Below are 19,853 nucleotides of genomic sequence, written 5' to 3'. Positions count from 1 at the left end.
CCACCAGAAGAATGGCCTGCGAACTTTTCGGGACTTCTCTTTGGGTCTGTCATGGCGGCTCTCCTTATCTGGTCAGCGCCCAGTGATGATGCTGTTCAATGCACCGGTCATAGTGGTTCTGCGCATTCACGAGAACATTGTCCGTGAGCGATACGGCCGGCATCCTGGCGCAGCTCTGCCGCAATCATCATCTGCATGTAGGCCTGGCAACGGAGGTTCGCGACTTGTGCCTGTGCAGTGAGGTATGGATTCGAGCCCGGCGTGCTCACCGCAACCTGGTTTTCCATCTGGTTTGCGGTCTGCAGGATGAGATCTTCACCTTGATCCGCGATAAGCGTGGTCTTCAAATTCTGTTGACCTAAAGCATCGTCCATGTCCATCATCACGCGATCCTGCGGCAATGCAGTATTAGCCTGGGGAATCGTCCCGTAGTTCGTGGTGAAGCTCGTCTGAAGTGAAGGGATCTGGGTGGACAGCCGACTATGCAAAATGGACTCGAACTGTTGCGCACCGGGCGTAACCGCACTCGTGAACGGTGTGTTGAATGTCTGGTTCATTGAGTTACGAAAGCTAGAGATCGAATTGGCAACAAATCCGCGAGCTTGATTGAGAGCAGCCAGAGGCGCGACTGTCGTCTGGTAAAGCTTTGTGACCTGCTGCATGATCTGGTTGACAGAGCTCAAGGAACTGCCGATGTCGCTCTGAATAGAGCTGAAAATAGAGTCGAAGACGGTCAGGAACTGCGCGTGTCCTAGGGTTGGCAGTGCAACCGAGGCCGCCAAGGTCAGGGCCGCGATTCCCAACCGCTTTTTCCATCGGGACCGAGAGGCAAGCCTTTGGGCCGGTTCGCTCCCGATAGAAGGGACGTCATTCAGAAGCTGCTCACTTGATTTCGTTTCTACGTTCATTGCGCCAATGCCTCCTGCATTTCACCGGACAACTCCACTGAAAGAGGTCCGATCTCCGCGAGTCCTCGCGGATACTGCTCTGCTAGCCGTTCATAGGCTTCGATTAATGGCAATTGCCGGTGCTTGTGCAGCCACCACTTGCGGTAGCCGCGTTCCCGTGCATAGGTGGTAGTAATCCAGTAATCCACCGCGCTCGGAACAATCCGAATCGAATGGGTAGATTCAGCCTTTTCTCCTATCGCGATGAGGAACTCCGCGCTGTGGCCCTTCTTGGGGTGGTGGGCAAAGGTCTTGATCTGGTTGAGCGCTGTTTCGTTCAGGTGGACGTGCTCTCGCAGCGCGGTCATATCACCCGGCTGCTTTCCGATGATCTTCGTCGTGGCGTTTTTGACAATGCCGGCACCGTGCTCATTGGGCCGATTGGACGTGCCGACAAAATCCTCTGGCGTCTGGCTGATACCCCAGACACTTGCATTGCGCTTCCGGGCTGTCCGGAAAAGCTGGACGACGACACTGGCAAGAATTGGTGATTCAAGGAGAGCCCAGCACTCATCGAGTAGAACGATGCTTGGCCGACCGCTCAACCCTGAAGCTCGGTAAGTCGCCGTATGAGCGATGAGAAGGCTCATCGCTCGTTCCAGGCGGGGATCGTCCTTAAGCTTCTCCACATTGAAGTAGAGCCACGGGTTGTCCAGTTTGACAGTGGTTGGTCGGTCAGAGAGACGCGCGTAGGGTCCATCATCAACCCACGCGCGAAGTTTGGTCGATGCCATTTGGGCCATCGCGTTGATCTTCTGATTGCGGTCGCGATCCTGCCAGTGAGCAAGTTCTGCGGCCAGGTCCCCATACAACGGAACAGGGTTGGACGTCTTCGCGCCGCAGCGTTTGTAGGTGGAGGCGATTGCCTCGAGAAGAACGCTGTCGAGAAGATCGATGTCGAGGTCCGGAGGAGTGTTCTCACCCAGCATGTGCCGCGTCAGATTCTTCAGGAATGAGATCTGATCATTGGAAGGCTTGGTCTCTCCCTGTGGTAGATCCCAGGGATTGATGGTTTGGTTGCTATCGAGCGACATCTCAATCATCTCGCCACCCATCAACTCGACGAGGGGCTGGTAGGAGTCGCCACGTTCGAGAATGGAGATCAAGGGATTCGCGCGAGCAGCCATTAATAGCATCTGTTGCGCTGCGAGCGTCTTGCCTCCTCCGCTCTTCGCCATGAGTAAGCCATTCGCGTCGGAGAGGTCAGGATCGAACATCGAGAAGGGGATGAGCTGGCGGTAGGGTGTTTCGAATAGGATGAGGGGACTCCTGCGGGTGCCGGTCCAGGGCATCTCCACCGGCACCAGATCCGCAACGTTCGACGTCAACATGTCCTGATCACGCTTATCCGCCTCGGACATTCCCGGCAATGTACCGAGGAAGATGCGCCGCTTGGCGATCGTCTCCATCACAGCCTTCGAGCCGTTCATATGCGTGAATGCATTCAGAACTTCTTGAGTGCGATTGGCGAGGTCACGCTCGCTTCGTTCGAGGTCAGCAAATGTCACAGCCGGCTGAGAGGTGCGGACCACAACGGAGAGACTCAACTTCGCAGTCTTCAGAGAAGACGAGATGATCTCGCGTTGCACTTGAATAAGTTGTGCCTGTGCCACTTCGGCTTCGGGGTTGGATTTGAAGTTGCCGTTCGCGTCTTTCTGCGCCGCCGTCATCTTCTGGAGTCGCTTCTTGTAACTCTTGAGCACCTTCACCTGATCGGGAATGACTACCTGCCCGGTGATGACCACTGGAAACCCAAGTGTCGAGAAGTTCTGGAGCATTCCGGGGAACGTTGCGTCCGGGAGTTCCTTGAGGCTGATGACGGAGTAGAGGTACCCATCGATGTTCAGGTATGTCTCTGTCTCGTTCAGGATGCTTGCCTGCGTAGCCTGTTCTCGCGCGCTGCGATATTCGAGCATCTCCTCACCAGGTACAAAGGAACGGCGATCACGCCGGGTCGGATGTTGTGAATGTTTGAGCTCCTCGAATAGGTCTTGCGTCGAAAGTCTCCGGGGACCGAGATTGGCCCCCTCCATCGACCCCTCGATACCCCGGAGAATGGATTCGAACTCCGCAAGGTATGTCTCATGCTCCTTGCGTGTCCGCTGAATTGCTTTCTTCTGGCTCACCGTAAAACCGCCAAGCTTTCGATTCTGTTGCATCGAGTGATACAGCTTGGCGTGAATGCGAGGATCCCAGATGAAATACACATGGAGACGGTTCTCAAAGAAGAAACCGTTATGTTCTTTTTCCATCCACATCCTGAGCCTGTGAGCATCGAGTGCCGTGACCTCCGATTGCTCGCTGCGATGTTGCTGGACATAGCTATCCAACAGATCTCCAAGGTGCTCCGATATTTCATAGCGGAATTGCAAGCGCATGCTGACGTCGGGCACGCTGCGGAATAGCGCTTCCAGCATCGACTTGGTCTGGTTTCGGTCAGTATCGGTTGCGAAGTAGGCCAGGATACCCCGCAGTTCATAGCCGGCGACGAACGCTCCATTGGTGCGCACCATCACGTTATCGCCGTTTGGAAGGTCTCGCAGAGGCAACAGTTCACACACGGCAGACGACTTCAATTTCTTTTCGTGTTCTGCGTGAGTCATTGGCATAGTTCTTTCCTCCTTCCGTACACGCGCAACTCCCCATCGCCATGTAATCTCTCTGCCGCCATCACGGCGAGAGGTGCAATCCCTTCGTGGAAGCGCGATGCGAAGATCACACTGGCGAAGACAGCCTGAGCTGCCTCTGGATCGAGCCGCCAATTCACCATTCCATCCGCCTCTGTCTTGATCGAAGCCTGCATACGGTTACTCCTCCTCGACGACGTAAGCTTCCCCCTGTTGCGAATCTCGCTCAAGTGCGCACCACGCGCGAGGGGAGAAGAATGACCGCACAAGATCGGTCAGATACCCCCGCGGGCGCCCGTACTTGAACAGGATCAAAAACGGAACCGCCAGCACTGGCACGACGAACTCCATGAATATGTTGAGCGGCATTCCCAGGAAGCGAGCGTTGTTTCCGGCGAAGTGAGCAAGCAAGTTCATGAGAGCTGCCAATGCGAGTACCAAGATCAGATCCTCAAACTCAAGGCCAAGAAACGTGACCTTGGTATGGAGGTTGCGGTGAACAGACGTCATATTCAAACTCATGGCATTCTCCTCAAAGTCCGTGTGCCTTCGTCACCATCGATTCGGCGAAGCGCACCATGCCCGAGACCATCAACGCGGCCACAGCCGCGATGAACTTGCGAATCCAGGTCGAGCCTGGATAGATTTCAGAGACCACGCCACCCATATGGAGTGCCATCGCCGCGAGTTGAGTGAGCGCAAACATGGGCAGGATCACGTTGGCCGTCCAATTGACGAGACTCATCGTCGCCATCCAGAAGCCATCGGGACTAATGGGGCCAGCGTTTTGAACAAAGCCCTCGAGCGCGCGAAGCATGCCAGAACACATAAGCGAAGCGAAACCGCCGTAGAGGAGGTTCTCGAAAGGAGCGCTCTTGCTGTAGCGGTAGACAGCACCGGCGAAAAACATCCCGGCCATCGTTGGCATGATGGTGTTCCCGGCCCAGGAGGCGAGGTTCCTGATTGCGCCATTCAGACTCATCGTTTTCTCCTAAGCCGCCATGGCCTGGAAGAGTGTGAGCAATCCACTCACGCTCAGGAATGAAATTGCGGCAAAGACCAACCGAGTCCACGGCCTATGCCGGACGAAGTTGATCACAGCACCAACACACGCGAGGCCTGCTGCCGCTGGCATGATCTGTCCAACGATGTAGTTCCACAGTGACGTGAGCATGTCCGTGGTTGCGTATTGGCCTCCCGAGTTCCAGCCCCGCATGAGTTGCATGGTGGCAGAGAGCGACATCAGGAAAAGTGCGGCGATGATGGACGGGAGCGGATTTTCGCCAGCCCCTCCATCTAGGGTTGCTTTCAGAACGAAGTAAGCGGCAAGAACCGGAACCAGCTTGGCCACTACGATCTGATTGACGAACGCTTTGAATACCGTCTCCATACTTGCGAGCCAGCTGGTTCCAACCGATCCGCTCCCCGAAGGAACGGTGATGCCTTCCTGATGCAGCCCGCACCAAGAAGTTCTTGCCGGTGTTTTTCCCAGAGACGTTTCCTTTGATGGGACCAAGATCGAGGCCGAGTCCTATCGCGTCGATCTTTTCTCGCTTCTCATCGCGGTTCCCATCCAGCAATCGAATCTCGTCAAACTCCACGCTGACAAGCCCGCTTCGATCAGCCGGTACGAGCTTGCCATAGATACGGGCGCCAGCAGGAACCACGATTCTGTCTCCAATGGCGTATGTGTACTCCACAACAGCCACGACCGGTTCCTGGACAGCACTCGAGATTTGGGTTTCAAGCTTCGCCTGTATCCTCATGCCGGGTGTCATCTCTAATACTGGCGCATCGTCGTCATCACTGTTGAGCCTTGGCGTCGTCGATGACTGACTCTGAGTCGGACTGCGAACAAAGATCAGAGAAGCTTCCTTCAGCGCGTTTTGCTGCTGCGTCTGGATAGCGGGACTCGACGCAGGTTCTCCGTAAGGCTGAGGTTCCTCCCATTTCTGTTGTGTATCAGCGAAGGATGGAACACCTCCCAAAGACGAAGCCGCTGCCGGTTTCGCCGCCATAGGCTTCCGCGAAAACTGAGAGCTTGCCGCAGCTGCGGCTTTGCCGTCCGAGGAGCGGGTGCGTCGTATATCTCCCGGTCCAAGCTGCCCGCTGGAATTATCGGGAGCTGGAGTGTGAACGGTTTCCATCACGGGCGTTACGCTGCCTTTAGGCTGCGTCGGCCCCGAAAGACTTGCCTGCGAGCCATTCGGTTTCGCAGTGGTCTGTCTCTTCGGGGACCTTCCGACGATCGCGGTAAAGACAAAAAACAGTACCGCGACAGCCAGACCTCCTCCAAGAAGAATGAGCTTGTTCTTGCCAATGCCTGGAGTCCCGTTGATGCCCGCGCGCGTCGCAAAATGGCCAGTTCCTCGAGTTAGGGCCTCCTCAGTGGGCTCAGGCTCGTTCGGTCCCGGCGCCGGAGGAGATTGTGCACCGATTCGGTCGGGAGACTCATCGATCTGGACGGGTACACTCCGGCTGCCGTTGCTGTTGTTGTCATGGACGCTCATATTCTGCACGATCCTCTCTACGGGCGTTCTGCCGCGATGGGTGGGGTGAATGGAAGACGGATCAAGATCGGGCGATCGACCTGATCTGCCTGGGCAAGTTGCAGGAACAACTTCTCCGTCGATTGCTTGAAATTTGGGCGGTCGAACACGACCACACCGTCTGCGCGTCCGCCAGGCTCTAGCCTTGTCACGCTGAGTTTGTAGTCGCGGATTTCGAGTTGATCGGAGAGGATGCCCTTGCCTTCTTTCTTCTTCTTCTTCTCCGTCTTGCGGCCGGTGATTTGGATCTGTGGAGCGACGATCTCAACCGGCTGGTCCGAGCTGTTGTAGACCGAGTAAGAGACGACCGTCTCGTTGCTCCATTGACGAATGTCGCCGATCGAGGTCTCGATCTGTTTTCCGTCCCACTTGTTCTACTTGGGAGCATTGAGTTTGGTTTGTTGCTCAAACTCTTGATCGATGGCTGAAGGAACTACAGAAGGAGAGTGGGGTGGCGACGCACCCGAGGAATCCGGCTTCTCAGCGGTCTTCGGCATTACCGGGACGGTCGCATCGGAGACGATCAGAAAGCTTCGCGAGACACGATACTCGATCAGAAAGTCAACCGGCTGGTTGGCGTTGTTAGCACTGGCCCCGTCGCTAATAAGCTCCAGCGTCACATGCTGACCGGACTTCGTTGCGATGAGAAGGTTGGACTGCACAGGATCTTTTGTGATGGGTTTGACGTAGACATACTGCGGCTCGCCCTCGTTGTGTTCGGCTTTGAAGGAACTCGGACTTCCGAGGATGACAGAAGTGATCTCCTCGGGCATGCGAATCGTCGACTCGAACTCAGGTCGGAGATGGAGTGCCGTCACCTGATTTAGATTGATCGTGATCGTGGCAACACGTGAGCTTACGGCTGGTCCGGTAGCTCCGAGTCGGAGCGGCAGCAATACTGCAATGGGAATGAGCCAACGAAGTTTCATCTTGTTTCTCTCCTTGATGGTCTTGGGGCCGCTTGTTTTCGCATCACGTACTGCCGTCGAACCGCCTCAACATAAGCAATGACATCGGGGTTGCAGTAGTTGAGTTGCTTTTGTCCTATCCAACGATCACCCGCGTAGTACGCCGCAGCTACCAGGCGAAGATCACCTCGGAACTCCCACATCAATGTGGTCACATAGCGGGTGCCGGCCGCGATGTTCTGCTCGACATCGAAAGGCTCGACAGCACCGTAGCGCCGAGCTGTATCGGGCATCAGTTGCATCAATCCCATTGCTCCCTTGTTCGACAGTGCGCGAGGATTCCAGCGCGATTCGACGTCGATCAAAGCTGCGATCAACTCAGGTGGCACCCTATAGTGAGCCGCATAATGCTGGACACATCGTTCGGCCAAAGGGGAAGGGACATCGGCCTTGGAATCGTTGGGCAGTAGGAGGAACAGCAGCAAAGGAAGCATCCATTTCATGTTCGTGGCTCTCCTTCAAGCGCCATCTTTTGGGCGAAGCGAGCACCGTCATCGAGGAGGCTTTTGAAACCCTCGCGGAGGAGCAGGTGGCGACGGTCTTTATCAGTCTTAGCCAGGAACGGCAGCAGGACGTCCCGGTGCTCTTCGGTCACATGTTCGGCGCCAAGCAACTGTAGGGCATTGGCAAAGTCGATCATCTCCGACACGGATGGCGGTTTTTCGAGCGAATAATTGCGAAACGAGAGCGCAATGCCAGCCATCTCGCGGTGAAACTCTGCATCGGCGTTTGGCGTGCGGCTCGCGATGATTTCCGATTCCCGTTGTGGCGTCGGGTGTTCGACGCGTACATAGAGACTGCGCCTGCGGATCGGATCGCCGAGACGTCTCTCTTCGTTGCTGGTCAGAACGACGAATGGAATGCTCCTGGCTCCAACCGTTCCGAATTCTGGGATGGAGAGCTGCCAGGCGGACAAAATCTCCAACAGCATCGCTTCGAATCCGTCATCCACTTTGTCGAGTTCGTCGATCAAGAGCACACAGGGCCGTTCGCACTCGAGAGCACGCATCAGCGGACCGGGTCGAAAGAAGTCGCGTCCCTTCAGACTCGCCTGTACGGCCTGCCAGTTCTCGTGTTGGCTCTTGGAGAACTCCATATAGAGACGTTGCAGACCTTCATCGAAACGTCCAATGGCCTTGTCCGCGCTGACGCCGCGATAACACTGGAGGCGCTCCACATGCGTTTCAGCCGCAGCCGCCACGGAGAGGGCGAGCTGCGTTTTGCCCGATCCCGCAGGTCCTTCGAGCAATAACGGTTTTCTGAGCTTTGCAGCAAGATAGACGACTTGGACCATCACGGGATCGATGAAGTAGCCCGTTGCTGATAGCTTGCTCGAAAGGTCAGTCAACGAATCAAACATCGATCTCCTCCGCCAGCTCAGACAAAAGATCGTTTACCGGGATCGACACCACTACCCGACGTTCCCGCTTCGCCTGCCGCAGTTGGGAACACGAGTGAACCCAGATGTGCAGAAGTGTCGTGGCCCATACGGCAGCCAATAGGAGCAACAGCAACTTGCTCCAGATGACTACCGCGAATGCTCTCCAGACCAAGCCGCCGTAATACGTGACCACGGCCGCATCGAGCGCCGTCACTGAAATTGCAATACCGAGCCAAGTCGTCCGCTTTCCCACATGCACCTCCTCGATGCGGTGCCATCATGAGGTGGTTCCAAAACTCGGTCAAATTCCCCGTTGCGATTGCAGATGAACGCCAGTTCCGCTCGGGTCCACTGCTCCGGTAGCGGCAAAAGGGGATCTGCGCACCGTCTCGATAGGGCAACGTTCCTCGCACCTTCGCGATCCGGTGAAGGAACGAGAGCAATCACGCCACCGGGTGCAGTCGGCTGCGGGGAGGGCCGACAGGCTTCAGTCGCCCACCGTTTCCGCCCGTCGGCAACCCATCCACCCATCGCATGATTGCTTCAAGGCGATACCGCACAAGTGGGCCCACCTTCACGTACTCTGGGCCTTCTCCGCGGAGCCGCCACCGTCTCAAGCAGGCCAAACTGACCTGGAGCATTTCTGAAAGCTGGGTTTCGTTCAAGAACGTTTCCATGATGTCCTCCTCTTTTCTAAGCGGGCCCTGGGGCAACTTGGCCGAGAACTTAACCTGAGATGAGAACTCGGTCAAATCGCCCCATAGGTGCGCTATTGCGATGGAGAGGCGTCCTGTTGCGACGTGGCGCTCAGCCTGGAAGAGCTCCGACGTTTGACTGCGACCGCCTCCAGGGCCTCTCGCTTTGCTTTCATCCGGATATGGCTGTAATGGCGAAGCATCTGACGATCGACGTGCCCGGCGATCTCCATGATGGTCTCGTCGCCGGCGCCACTTTCAGCAAGCTCCGTGATGAGGGTGTGCCGGTTATCGTGCCACCTGCCTGTCACCTTCGCGTTCTTGCGCGTGGTCTTCCATGCGGTCTTGAACGAGGTAATGTGCCGCGTGGGATCAGAAGGCATAGGCCTGCCCCAGGGGAAGATGTACCACTCCTCTCTGACTTCACCGAATCTCTTGCGATACCATCCGCGGTGTTCGACGAGCGCCTCATAGACTTCGATGTTCAGAGGAACGACCCGTCCTTCTCCGGCTTCGCTCTTTGCCCTTCCTACCTTGACCGTCCGGTTGTCGAAGTTGATCTGGCCCCAGGTAAGGGTCTTGATCTCGGTGTCCCGGAGACCTCCGTTGCGGGCCAGCATGAATGCCGGGTACATATGAGGACTGCGTGACTTCCTGGCCTTCCCGGTGAGCTGTTCACTCTCCTCGCTGTCGAAGGCTTTGCCGATCCGTTTGTGAACGGTCAGCTTGAGCTGCTTGCTCTTCTTGAGTTGCGCGCGAATCAGTTCGCCCGGGTCGCCGAGCATCTTGAGAAGAAACCGGACCTCTTCGTTGATCGACTTTGGGGAGGCCTTTTCGCGCAGCCGGTCTTCCTGATAGTGGAGCACCGAGGAATCCGTGATGTCGCCGACGAGCTTCGTTCCGAGGAGACGAGCCACATGCCCCAGGGCATACTCGGCAAAAGTAGCCGAACGGTATCGAAGCCGGTAGCCGACCAGATATTCGTCGATGATCTCCTGGAGAACCCGCACACGGTTTTCCCGAAGTTCTTTGAAGTTGTTGTATCCCGCTTCGAGGGCCCGCCGGTGTTGCCTTTCGGCCTCTCGCGCGATGGTTTTGGATGTGGTCTTGGTGGATTCGTCGATCTGCTTTCCAGCGAAGCGAAATCGATAGCGAAGAAATTTTCCCCGTTGATAAATTGCCATGCTGCGCTCCTGTTCTCGGTGAAGCGGGCCGGTGTTGCGGCGCGCGACTGGAGATTCGGGCGAAGCCAAAACTCGGTCAAATTCAGGAGCCTGCCAAACCAAGGTGGCAGGAGTGAGACTGGGGCTGGAGTCGGTACTGCAGGAGGGTCGCAACTGAGCTGGATTGCTATGGGGTAGCATCCGTTTTGAAACAGCGTGACGGTGAAAGTGGCCACCGTTGGCCGATTTTCACAACGTTTTGCTGTCTTCCGCTAAGCTAAGTTGTTAATTTGATTGGCTCCTGAGGTAGGACTCGAACCTACAACCCTTCGGTTAACAGCCAGCGAATTCCCTTCCCCTTCCCCTGCTATTGTTTGCTGTAAGTCACTATACAAGAGCAAACTAGAGAACAACGCCTCGACTGTTCATTGCTATAGATATCGCCTGATTGCGACTGATTTTGAAAGAGCGTGGGCACAAAAATGGGTACAGTCATTTCAATCGCTTTTGGATCGCTTCTACAAGACGCTACAAATCGAAGCCAGCCCTGAAAAGGCCGGCGTCGGCGGTTCGATCCCGTCTCTGGCCACCATTAGAATCAATAATTTAGCGAAGCGTATCGCAGTAATTCTGCGAGACTATTCTTTCTCCTTCCTTGTAAGCAGTTGAAAAGATTGAATCAACAGATGTTCCCATATTGTTCCCGCAACACAAGAATGGCTGCTAAAAAAGAGATTCCTGATTATCGGGTGACCGCGCTTCATCGAGATGACGCGACTGCAGGAGAGCGCCGGACGCCGTTGAAGGCCAGAACGAACACCCGTCTGACCACTGTGGACGCGGCACGCCTGGCATTTGGCCAGAGCACCAGAACCAGCACAATCCCCGCCAATGCCAGGATCTGAAAGCACCAGAAGATGTCGATGTAAGCAAGAGTCAGGGTTTGCCTGGTAACCAACCCGTGGAGTATCTCGTAGGAACCAAGATTGGCTGTAGTCGCGGGTAATCCTCTTGCGTGCAGGGCGTGCCCAAGTCCCACCTGCAATCTGTGAATGTCGGGATTGAGGCGTCCCGCGACGTCCAGCAGACGGCTGGAATGGACACTCTCGCGAATGTCCAGCATTGCTACGGTTGCACTCACCCCCAACACGCTACCCACCCCACGAGAATGGTAGTAGATGGCCATGTCGAAGGGAAGATAGCGAGGGCTTGACTTGCCGAGCAGCATGCCGGACACCGCTGGTATCTGCATGCCCAGGGACGCGCCATGCAGGACGACAATCAGATATAGATTCAAAGCCGGCGTATCCGGTGTCAACTGCAGAGTCAGCAGATGATTCGCAATCGCAAAGATGCTGAGCCCTAGCAGTACGACAACTTGCGGTGAGAGCTTCGGCGCGAACTTTGCGCCGAAAGCGAGGCCGACGAACGTTGCGATCGCGTCTACGCAAAAAAAGAGCGCGGTCTGGGTGGCGTTGTAATCCTGCACCCCGCGAAGATATTGGGGGAGGACGAACAGGCTAGCTGAGAGTAACACTCCGAAAATCACGGCCAATAAGATGCCCGAGGAAAGGGCGGACTCCCGGTAAAGTAGGCGGAGGTTTAATACGGGATTAGGGTTGTCCGGGCGAGTGTCCCGCCAAACGAAAAGCGCCAGGCAGACCGCCGCAACCAGGATCATCGAACAGATGAGACGCGACTGCAGCCACATGTCCTGTTGCCCACGGCTCATCGCCACTTGAAATGCCGTTAAGCCGGCTACGATGAGGCCGGTCGAAACCAGGTCGATCGGAGGAGGATCGGGCTCGAATTCGAGCCGGCGAGGGATGACCTTATAGAGCAACGCCGCGGCCACCAATGTCAGGGGAACGATCGCGAGAAATGCAAGGTTCCATCTGGTGTTGTCCGCAACGACACCAAACAGTACCGGCATGAGGGCGCGCGACGAGTTGACGATAAGTGCGAAAACTAATAGAGCCGGGCCGCGTTCCTTGGGAGCGTGTAGGCGAGTTAGTGCACTCATCGCCCGGACAAGGAACGCCCCTCCTCCAATTCCCATTACTACTCGCGCGGTTAGAAGGGCCGGCAGGGTTTCACTTAGGCAGCACCCGAGAGCACCTCCACCGTACAGCAGGAGTGACAACACCAGGTAGTTCCGGGTTCCTAGCCGGCGCACAAACCAGGCGGTGAGAGGCACGACACAGAGAAACGCCGCGCCATACACTGTGACAACCCAACCGATCTCGTCCTGGCTGGCGGCAACGTTGCCTTTCATATCCGGCAGGATTACGTTGATGGCTATCGTCGTACCCGTTTCAACAGCGACTGCCAAGCCTAGGCCGACGACGATCATCCATCGCTGCAATTTGGTGAGGCGTGACAGGGTCCGCCGGATACCGCTGTCGAACAGTTCGCCTTCCGCGACAATAGCGGGGTTCAGTGTTTGTGACAGGTCATCAGTGGACATAAACGGTGGCCTTGACGTTGGTACCAGGGCGTAACAAAGCATCCGTGCGAGAGCTTCGCGTCACGAGGATCTTGACCGGAATGCGTTGCACCACTTTCACAAAGTTCCCCGTCGCATTTTGGGGCGGGAGCAGGGCCTGTCGCGAACCTGCGGCGCCGGAAATTGAATTGACGGTTCCTTCAAACCGCAGGTCGCCGTACATGTCGGCCCTTATCACAGCGCGTTGTCCGGAGTGCATATGGGCCAATTGGGTTTCTTTGAAGTTGGCCGTTACATAAATCTGATCAAGCGGCACAATCGTAAGCAGCAGTTGACCCGGCGCAACTTGGTCCCCTAGCTGCACGCTTCTTTGGGTCACGACGCCAGAGATGGGGGCGCGGATTTCCGAATAGCTCAATTGAAGCTTGGCGAGATCGAGTTGGGCTTTAGCGTGTTCCACCGCGGCCACGGACGATCTATGCTGCGCATCGCGCTCTCCGATTTGTTGCCGCAGCGCTTCGCTCTGACGAACGATGGCTTTTGACTTGATCACCTGGGCCACGGCGGCGTCGGTCTGCGCCCGGGCAATATCGACCGCTTTTTGAGCTTCCGCGAGCTTTTCTTGAGCGAGCGCGAATTCGCTGGCGGCAACTTGCGCCGAGGCCTGGACTGCGTCAAACTGCATCTTTGAGACGTCTGCCGAAACGAGCAACGGCTGATACCGCGCTAAGTCCGCTTGGGCCCGGACATTTACGGCACGCTTTGCCTCCATGGCAGCCTGGGCGGCATTAAGCGTTGCAGTTGCTGTTTGCTCGAATGACTTCTGCGACCGCACCAGCTCGGACTCCGAGGCAGACTCAGCGGCTACAGCGCTCTCGATCCCGGTGCGGACTGTGTCACCTGTCAGTCGCACTGTCACGTTGGCCGATCGCTCCTGAGCGATGGCCATCTCAAGGGCGGCCGTGGCCTGGTCGACCTCCGCCTGGTAATCGCGGGGATCAATCCGCGCCAGTAATTCGCCTGCCGCGACCTGTTGATTGTCATCCACCTGGATTTGGTCGATGTGGCCCGAAATACGCGATGAGACTGAACTGATGTGGCTGTCCACTTGCGCATCGTCGGTTGAAACGCGACCCGAGAAAAACAAAAACGTGGCGACCACACACCCCACGCAAACAAGGGAAAGAACAAGGAGAAGCCTCCAGTGCTTCCACACGGACTGTCCATCGGGAGGGCTGGCAATCGCGGTGAGGGCGGGTTGCTCCATTGTCGTAGCGGGATTAGTGGCCATAAGTGTCCTCCGCATGCCCATTGCTCCTGGCCAGGTCAGCCCGCGCTTGATTAAAGCGGTACAAAGCCTGGATACGATTATCATCAGCACGGGCGAGGTCGCTCTGAGCCGTGATGACTTCAATATTCGTGGCCACACCGGACTCGAAGCGCCTTCTCGCTCGCTCAACTTCCTGCCGAGCCAGCGTCAACCCGAGTTCGGCCACATCCACAGATTGTTTGGCAGCATTCAGCTGATCCAGAGCAGTCTTGACCTGCTGTTCAATGGCATTCTCCAGGTCGCGACGGCTTTGACTGATCTGTTCCTGCTGTAACCTTGCCCGCTGCTGCTCGGCGCTGATTCGACCGCTGGTCCACAATGGCATATCTAGAGAGAAGGAATAGGCATAAGCCCCGAGCCCACTGTCTAACTTTCTTGCTTGATAGTCGTACAAGCTGGAGAACTGCAAACTTGGCAATCGCTGTTCGCCTGCGGCTTTCGTGCGAAGGGAAGCTGCGCGTTCGGCTGACTGCACAGCCTTCATCTCAGGCCTATCCTGGAGAGCTTGTCGCATCAGGTCCTCAAGCGCGAAATCCGGGACGTGATAGAACTCCATGGCGTCGGTCAGCTCGGGCTCCTGCCCGTCGGAAAGCGCCAGGGTTTGCGCCAGTGCATAGGTTTCTGTATTCCGCTCGGTGGTTGCATCAATGAGCCGCTGCTTCTCGTTTTGCAGTTCGACCTGTGCTCGCAGCGTGTCAATATCAGTGCCGACGCCTGTTTTTTGCAATTGCAGCGCCTGATCATAGAGCCTTTGGGCCAGTTCTACTCGTGATGCCGCGGCATCGCGATTGGCCGCCGCGCGTAGGATTCCGAGATATCTCGCCACGATCAGCGCCGTAATTTGCTCCCTTTCCGTCGTTTCTAGAAAGGTCGCGGTATGTACGTCCTCACGGCTGGCCTGGTAGCGGCGTATCAGTGGCATGTTGAACACGTTCAAGGAAAATTCCCCGCCCGCATCGACCGCCTGAAAAGGGCCGATACGCACTGGATTGGGTCCGCCAACGCGGCTTTGACTGTTGTAGCTATTCACGCTCTCTCCGGCCACCATGTTGACCTGGGGCAGAAGCGCTGATTGAGCAATGGTCTTGTCCTCGCGTCGCTCGTTCACGGCCAAACGCGCGATAAGGCGTTGTGGATTCTGCTGCATGGCCAGTTGTACAGCCTCTTTCATGCTCAGCGGCCGGGCAGCTGCCGTTTCGGCGCTCGCGCAATTGCATACGATCGCCAGACCCAGATAGCCCAGAAGCAGACAGCCGAGAGCTCTCATAGGTCTCCTAGATAACTCAGAGAGCGGCCGGTATCGCATATGAATCTCCTTAGGCCCCACGTCCTTCTCTTTTCTCGAAGCCGATTGCCCATTAACTCCTAAGTGTTAGCCAAAGATCGATTGACATGGCGCCGCTTCCTCTAACGATGACTATCAAGAGCAGCGAGAGGAGCATTACGAAATACTCAATCCCTTCCCCTCTCTTTTCGCCAAACCAATTCATTGCCCATCCATCGGGCAAATGCACTATAAGCGCACCCGTAAAGATTATGAACAGACCACCAGCCGAGATTCTGCCCAGAAAGCCCGCTACTAGCGCAATGCTTCCAAAAGACTGTCCGACGATGATCAGCCATGCAATGCTTCTCGGAATCCTGCGAGAATCCAGGTCTTTCAGAGTGCCGCCGATTCCTGGCCCTCCAAACCATCCAAAGAGTTTCTGCATGCCGTATGGAAAAATGATGAGTCCAGCAATAATCCTGAGAAAGGTCAAGGCGTAGTCTGGATCTGTGTGAAGCATTTTCTCGATCATCGACTGCCTGCCTCCGATTTCCTATCGTCGAGGCTACGTTTGTAACGATCTAGCCCGGACAGAAGGAAAGCACCTGTCGCCGCGGAAAATACGGAGAAGTCGAGCGGTGCTTTGATGCCGAGCGCGAACGCCATCGCTAGCCCAAAAAGCAGCAGCAGCGAACCGCTTAGAAACGCCGCTGCGCGCGTCTGCCAACCCACCAGGAGAGCCAACGCAAGTACGATTTCAGCAACAGTTGCTATCCAGGCCATTGAGGGCCCCAGAGACTGCGGCACAATCGATGTCAGTCGTTCCGTATAGACGACAAAGTGCGCAAAGTCGCCCCACGACACATGCGGTTCTCCAGACTTTCCCCATATTCCAAAACGATCGGCGACGGCCGACAGAAATGATGTCGCGAGCGCCAGTCTTAGAGCAAGCGCACTCAGATCAAGGAGTTTCCAGTTTCCGTCCATTCCGAGCTCCACATCCATCGAGAAGAGGCTTCCTTTCAAGCAAACACTTGCCTCTAAGTGCCGCTGGTAAGTAGTTCATCGCGTCTTAGGCCTGACGCCGCGATGAACATTGAGAAGTTGCTTGTATTCTCGTTGAGTTGCGGACGTCTATTTAGCGGGGATAAGAGACGGAGCCCCCTTATCCTTCACAAAGAAAACAAGGAACTTCGCGGGTTCCGTCTTACTGGCGTTGCGACCTACGACGTGTACGTCCTGTGGACTCTCGTAGAAGGTTTGGCCTGGGACAAGCGTCACTTCCCTGCCACCTCTGACTTGCATCACAACCGACCCGTCAAGAACGTAGACGAAGACATGGGCATTGTGACGGTGGATCGCGTCCGTAGCTCCTGGTGCGTAGTCGACCGTAATCATCAGGCCTTCCTTGCCAGGAATTCCTGTCAGGTCCTTCGACAGAAGCGGCGTTACCTTTGCTTCTTGAGCCACCAGTGTTCCGGTCAGAAGAATTGAAAACATGAGTATGAGTTTGATCACTTTGATGTCACCGGTTACGCATTCTTGGCTGGTAGGCTCCAGGTACCGATCGAAATGAAATCGCGAGACGGTTCCAACCGTTGATAGTGATGACAGCTAGCGTGAGATTCACGAGTTCCTCATCCGAGAAACTCTGCTTCGCTAACTCATATACGTCATCCGGCACATGGCCCTCCGTAATTAGGGTCAGAGCCTCGGTCCATGCTAGAGCCGCGCGCTCTCGTGCGGTGAAGAATGGTGTCTCTCGCCATGAGGTAAGCGCATACAGACGCTGTTCCGTCTCGCCCTGGCTACGGGCGTCTTTGGAGTGCATATCAATACAGTAGGCACATCCATTGATCTGCGAGGCGCGCATCTTCACGAGTTCGACAAGCGATGGTTCGAGTTTGGATGCTTTTCGAACAAACATCTCCAAACCGACCATGGCCGCGTAAGCCGCTGGAGATGCTTGCTGAGCATTAAGGCGTGCTTCCATAGTGCGTTCCTTTCTTTTTGCGTTCCCCGCTGGGAGCGATCTGTTAGTCGGGACAATGCAATTGAGGCTATCCTGTGTTTTTGAATCGACTCCATTTCGCTGATCAGCTCACGCTGGTGATAGTCGAATAATGGGTTTGATTGTGTCCCCTTTTTCACTGTCTTGCGCAGCTTGATTGATTTGATCGAGGCTGTAAAACTTCGTCAGTTTCTCGAACGGGAAGCGCCCCTGCGCGTTCAGTTCGATGAGCTGAGGGATAAAAATGTCAGGAACGCTCTCACCCTCAAGAATGCCGCGTATCCCCTTGCCTTGTATCATCAGGGTGTTCACGTCAAAGCTCACCTCTGTACCTAATGGCTCTGCTCCGACGATGCCGCACGTGCCGAGAGATCCGAGTGCTTCTATCGCCTGATGCAACGCTTTGGGGTCCCCGGAGGCCTCTAGCGAATAGTCGACTCCGCCACCAGTAATATCTCGGATCGCCTCAACTGGATTTGTCTGTTTACTGTTAATAGCATGCGTCGCGCCAAGTTCCTTTGCCATTTCCAGACGCGAGGGCACGATGTCTATGGCGACGATGGTTGTTGCTCCAACAGCCCGTGCTGCCATGATCGCTGAGCATCCAACTGCGCCCACGCCGAAGGAAGCGAAACTTGTACCCGGTCTCACGTTCAGCGCATTCATTACGGCCCCGGCTCCGGTCTGAATACCGCAGCCGAGCGGACCGAGGAGTTCGAGCGGTAGGTCACGGCTGACCTTGACCACGTTGCGTTCATTAGCGAGTGCGTATGTCGCAAACGATGATTGCCCGAAAAAGTGATCGTGAACTTTCTCGCCATGGTCGTCGAATGTAGCAGTGCTGCCGTCCAACCGCGTTCCACCGAAGCAGAGCGGGAACGTCTTCTCGCAATGTGCCATCCTTCCCAAGCGACAAGGCTTACAACGTCCGCATGTCAAGAACGTGAGCACCACGGAATCGCCGGGCGCGACTTTGACAACATCCGCTCCCACGCTCTCAACGATTCCTGCGCCTTCGTGGCCAAGCACGATTGGCTGTGGCACCGGGTAGCCCTTGTCACGGGCAACCATATCTGTGTGGCACAAACCGGTGGCGACGACCTTGACCAATACTTCGTCTCGGCGCGGAGCTTCCAAAGTTAGGGTTTCGATGTTAAAAGTCCCGCCTTTCTCGCGCACGACGGCGGCTTTAATCTGCGTTGTGTTTTTGCTCATCGAACTTTCCTCCTCAGTTGAGATTCTGTAGTAACGACCTACGCTACTTTTCACGCGACCGAAGGCCGTATAGCTGGACCTCCGTACCTCCAGTGGCACTACTCGCAATCTTGAGCAGCCCGCCGATTGTCGCTGCACGCTCCGGCATGGCTGCTGCGAATCCGCACGGTTAGCCGATTGTCCGAGAACGTGGGCCTCCTCGTAGGCAGGCTCAGACTGCCCAGAGCTGGTGTTCAAAGGCTCCACTTGCGCCTCAGATCCAAGGCCTCCCGGGTACTGGCAGGAAACGCCAGGTCCTCGACAGCGTAGATCGCCTCCCAGTTGTCGCGGATGGCCTCCAGGGTCATGTTCTCCTGTGTATGACCAGGGGTTGCGGCGAGGATGATCCGGCCTACGTTGGTGCCGGTGGATGAGAACATCTCGCCGGTCACCGGACACGACTCGTGGGCCAGGAACGCGGCGACGGGCACCACTGTTTCGGGCTCACCGCGTCCTTCCGTCGCTGTGCCCGCTGGCGGTGTGGCAAACGCGCGCAGCCCAGGATCGCTGAACAAACGCGAATAGGCGCTCGGGGAGAGCGCGTTCACCATGATCCCGTGATCCTTGCCAGCCACCGCGAGACTGCGCGTCAGGCCGATCACGCCGGCCTTCGCGCTGGAGTAGTGGACAGTCTCGGCCGTACCGAAGACGCCCGTCGAAATGGTCATCACCACGCGGCCGTATTGTTGATCGACGAAATGCGGCCACGCCTGCTGAGTGACGTTGAAGGCTCCGACGACATGCACCTCAAGCTGCCGCCGGAGCGCATCAAGAGACATCGACGCGAAGTCGTTGACGGTCATGATGCCGGCGTTGTTGATCACGATGTCAACGCGGCCGTAGTTGTCGATTGCCGCGGCCACCATGGCCTGGGCGTCGAACTGTTTCGAAACGTCGCCCGTGTTGGCTACCGCTTCGCCGCCTCGAGCGACGATCTCGGCAACGACGGCCTGCGCCACCGAGGTATCGCCGCCCGCTCCATCCGGCCCGCCGCCGAAGTCGTTGACGACGACCTTCGCTCCACGCTCGGCGAGCAGCATCGCGTGCGCCCGCCCGAGCGCACGACCAGCCCCAGTCACGATTGCGACGCGTCCATCAAAACGTATCTCTGTTGCCATGTCATGATCTCCTTTTATTCATCTCAGAACCTTGCCAGTTGGTCGGCTTAATGCTCGCGACGGATCATTCACCGGGTCGATGTCGAGCGTCTCAATT

The 19,853-nt window shown here is 56.4% G+C and carries 22 protein-coding genes and 1 tRNA gene; 2 read left to right on the top strand and 21 right to left on the bottom strand.

What is annotated here, in order from left to right:
• Positions 1–107: 107 nt before the first annotated feature.
• Genes BDD14_RS28875 through BDD14_RS28850 form a run of 6 tightly spaced genes read right to left on the bottom strand, consistent with a single transcriptional unit; the run spans position 108 to position 4,964 of the window.
• A complete protein-coding gene (locus tag BDD14_RS28875) occupies positions 108–908 on the bottom strand; it encodes a hypothetical protein (RefSeq protein WP_130424664.1) in 801 nt (266 codons plus the stop codon).
• Positions 905–3,556 carry a TraG/VirB4 family ATPase gene (locus BDD14_RS28870; protein WP_130424662.1) on the bottom strand — a complete coding sequence of 884 codons (2,652 nt, stop codon included), beginning with the start codon at positions 3,554–3,556 and terminating at the stop codon, positions 905–907. The genes BDD14_RS28875 and BDD14_RS28870 overlap by 4 nt, the downstream gene beginning before the upstream one ends.
• Positions 3,547–3,750 (bottom strand): hypothetical protein, encoded by a 204-nt coding sequence (locus BDD14_RS28865; protein WP_130424660.1) that lies wholly within the window; start codon positions 3,748–3,750, stop codon positions 3,547–3,549. The genes BDD14_RS28870 and BDD14_RS28865 overlap by 10 nt, the downstream gene beginning before the upstream one ends.
• Before the next feature lie 4 nt (positions 3,751–3,754).
• The gene (locus BDD14_RS28860; RefSeq protein ID WP_130424658.1) at positions 3,755–4,096 is read right to left on the bottom strand and encodes a hypothetical protein; all 342 of its coding nucleotides are present in this window, start codon (positions 4,094–4,096) and stop codon (positions 3,755–3,757) included.
• A 10-nt stretch (positions 4,097–4,106) separates the two neighbouring features.
• Complete coding sequence (locus BDD14_RS28855; protein ID WP_130424656.1) at positions 4,107–4,556, bottom strand: hypothetical protein; 450 nt, start codon at positions 4,554–4,556, stop codon at positions 4,107–4,109.
• Between the two features lie 9 nt (positions 4,557–4,565).
• Positions 4,566–4,964, bottom strand: coding sequence for a hypothetical protein (locus BDD14_RS28850; protein ID WP_130424654.1), 399 nt, complete (start codon positions 4,962–4,964; stop codon positions 4,566–4,568).
• Between the two features lie 1,036 nt (positions 4,965–6,000).
• Here BDD14_RS28850 and BDD14_RS32160 point away from each other — a divergent pair.
• Positions 6,001–6,168: a hypothetical protein gene (locus BDD14_RS32160; protein WP_165420231.1), complete on the top strand. Its 168-nt coding sequence runs from the start codon at positions 6,001–6,003 to the stop codon at positions 6,166–6,168.
• Positions 6,169–6,497: 329 nt separating this feature from the next.
• Here BDD14_RS32160 and BDD14_RS28845 read toward each other — a convergent pair whose 3' ends face one another.
• The 6 genes from BDD14_RS28845 to BDD14_RS28820 all read right to left on the bottom strand — a co-directional run bounded on the left by BDD14_RS28845 (position 6,498) and on the right by BDD14_RS28820 (position 10,351).
• Positions 6,498–7,052, bottom strand: coding sequence for a hypothetical protein (locus tag BDD14_RS28845; protein WP_130422216.1), 555 nt, complete (start codon positions 7,050–7,052; stop codon positions 6,498–6,500).
• Complete coding sequence (locus BDD14_RS28840; protein ID WP_130424652.1) at positions 7,049–7,534, bottom strand: lytic transglycosylase domain-containing protein; 486 nt, start codon at positions 7,532–7,534, stop codon at positions 7,049–7,051. Before BDD14_RS28840 ends, BDD14_RS28845 begins: the two co-directional genes overlap by 4 nt.
• Complete coding sequence (locus BDD14_RS28835; protein ID WP_130422212.1) at positions 7,531–8,451, bottom strand: AAA family ATPase; 921 nt, start codon at positions 8,449–8,451, stop codon at positions 7,531–7,533. Before BDD14_RS28835 ends, BDD14_RS28840 begins: the two co-directional genes overlap by 4 nt.
• A complete protein-coding gene (locus BDD14_RS28830) occupies positions 8,444–8,725 on the bottom strand; it encodes a hypothetical protein (protein WP_130422210.1) in 282 nt (93 codons plus the stop codon). Before BDD14_RS28830 ends, BDD14_RS28835 begins: the two co-directional genes overlap by 8 nt.
• Positions 8,726–8,915: 190 nt before the next feature.
• On the bottom strand, positions 8,916–9,149 hold the full coding sequence (locus tag BDD14_RS32660; protein ID WP_207231822.1) for a helix-turn-helix transcriptional regulator: 234 nt from the start codon (positions 9,147–9,149) through the stop codon (positions 8,916–8,918).
• 92 nt (positions 9,150–9,241) lie between these two features.
• Complete coding sequence (locus BDD14_RS28820) at positions 9,242–10,351, bottom strand: tyrosine-type recombinase/integrase (RefSeq protein ID WP_165420382.1); 1,110 nt, start codon at positions 10,349–10,351, stop codon at positions 9,242–9,244.
• A gap of 452 nt (positions 10,352–10,803) precedes the next feature.
• On the opposite strand from BDD14_RS28820, the gene BDD14_RS32155 reads away from it, so the two are divergent.
• A tRNA-Ser gene (locus BDD14_RS32155) sits at positions 10,804–10,922 on the top strand.
• Between the two features lie 168 nt (positions 10,923–11,090).
• On the opposite strand, the gene BDD14_RS28815 is transcribed toward BDD14_RS32155, so the two are convergent.
• From BDD14_RS28815 to BDD14_RS28775, 9 genes are all read right to left on the bottom strand, one after another.
• Positions 11,091–12,797: an MFS transporter gene (locus BDD14_RS28815; RefSeq protein ID WP_165420381.1), complete on the bottom strand. Its 1,707-nt coding sequence runs from the start codon at positions 12,795–12,797 to the stop codon at positions 11,091–11,093.
• Positions 12,787–13,992, bottom strand: coding sequence for an HlyD family secretion protein (locus tag BDD14_RS28810; RefSeq protein WP_165420380.1), 1,206 nt, complete (start codon positions 13,990–13,992; stop codon positions 12,787–12,789). The genes BDD14_RS28815 and BDD14_RS28810 overlap by 11 nt, the downstream gene beginning before the upstream one ends.
• 64 nt (positions 13,993–14,056) lie before the next feature.
• Positions 14,057–15,373, bottom strand: coding sequence for a TolC family protein (locus BDD14_RS28805; RefSeq protein ID WP_165420379.1), 1,317 nt, complete (start codon positions 15,371–15,373; stop codon positions 14,057–14,059).
• Between the two features lie 91 nt (positions 15,374–15,464).
• Entirely contained in the window at positions 15,465–15,905 is a 441-nt protein-coding gene (locus tag BDD14_RS28800) for a DoxX family protein (protein ID WP_130424642.1), read from the bottom strand.
• Positions 15,902–16,378 carry a MauE/DoxX family redox-associated membrane protein gene (locus tag BDD14_RS28795; RefSeq protein ID WP_242618360.1) on the bottom strand — a complete coding sequence of 159 codons (477 nt, stop codon included), beginning with the start codon at positions 16,376–16,378 and terminating at the stop codon, positions 15,902–15,904. Before BDD14_RS28795 ends, BDD14_RS28800 begins: the two co-directional genes overlap by 4 nt.
• A gap of 129 nt (positions 16,379–16,507) precedes the next feature.
• On the bottom strand, positions 16,508–16,897 hold the full coding sequence (locus BDD14_RS28790; protein ID WP_242618365.1) for a cupin domain-containing protein: 390 nt from the start codon (positions 16,895–16,897) through the stop codon (positions 16,508–16,510).
• A gap of 1 nt (position 16,898) precedes the next feature.
• Entirely contained in the window at positions 16,899–17,366 is a 468-nt protein-coding gene (locus BDD14_RS28785) for a carboxymuconolactone decarboxylase family protein (protein WP_130424637.1), read from the bottom strand.
• A 108-nt stretch (positions 17,367–17,474) separates the two neighbouring features.
• Positions 17,475–18,599, bottom strand: a complete 1,125-nt coding sequence (locus tag BDD14_RS28780) for an NAD(P)-dependent alcohol dehydrogenase (RefSeq protein WP_130424635.1) — start codon at positions 18,597–18,599, stop codon at positions 17,475–17,477.
• Between the two features lie 233 nt (positions 18,600–18,832).
• Entirely contained in the window at positions 18,833–19,756 is a 924-nt protein-coding gene (locus BDD14_RS28775) for an SDR family NAD(P)-dependent oxidoreductase (RefSeq protein ID WP_130424632.1), read from the bottom strand.
• Positions 19,757–19,853 lie beyond the last annotated feature (97 nt).

The organism is Edaphobacter modestus (assembly GCF_004217555.1).
Lineage (GTDB): Bacteria > Acidobacteriota > Terriglobia > Terriglobales > Acidobacteriaceae > Edaphobacter > Edaphobacter modestus.
Note: the sequence above shows the minus strand (reverse complement) of the source record. Positions and strands in the feature narration are given on the sequence as shown.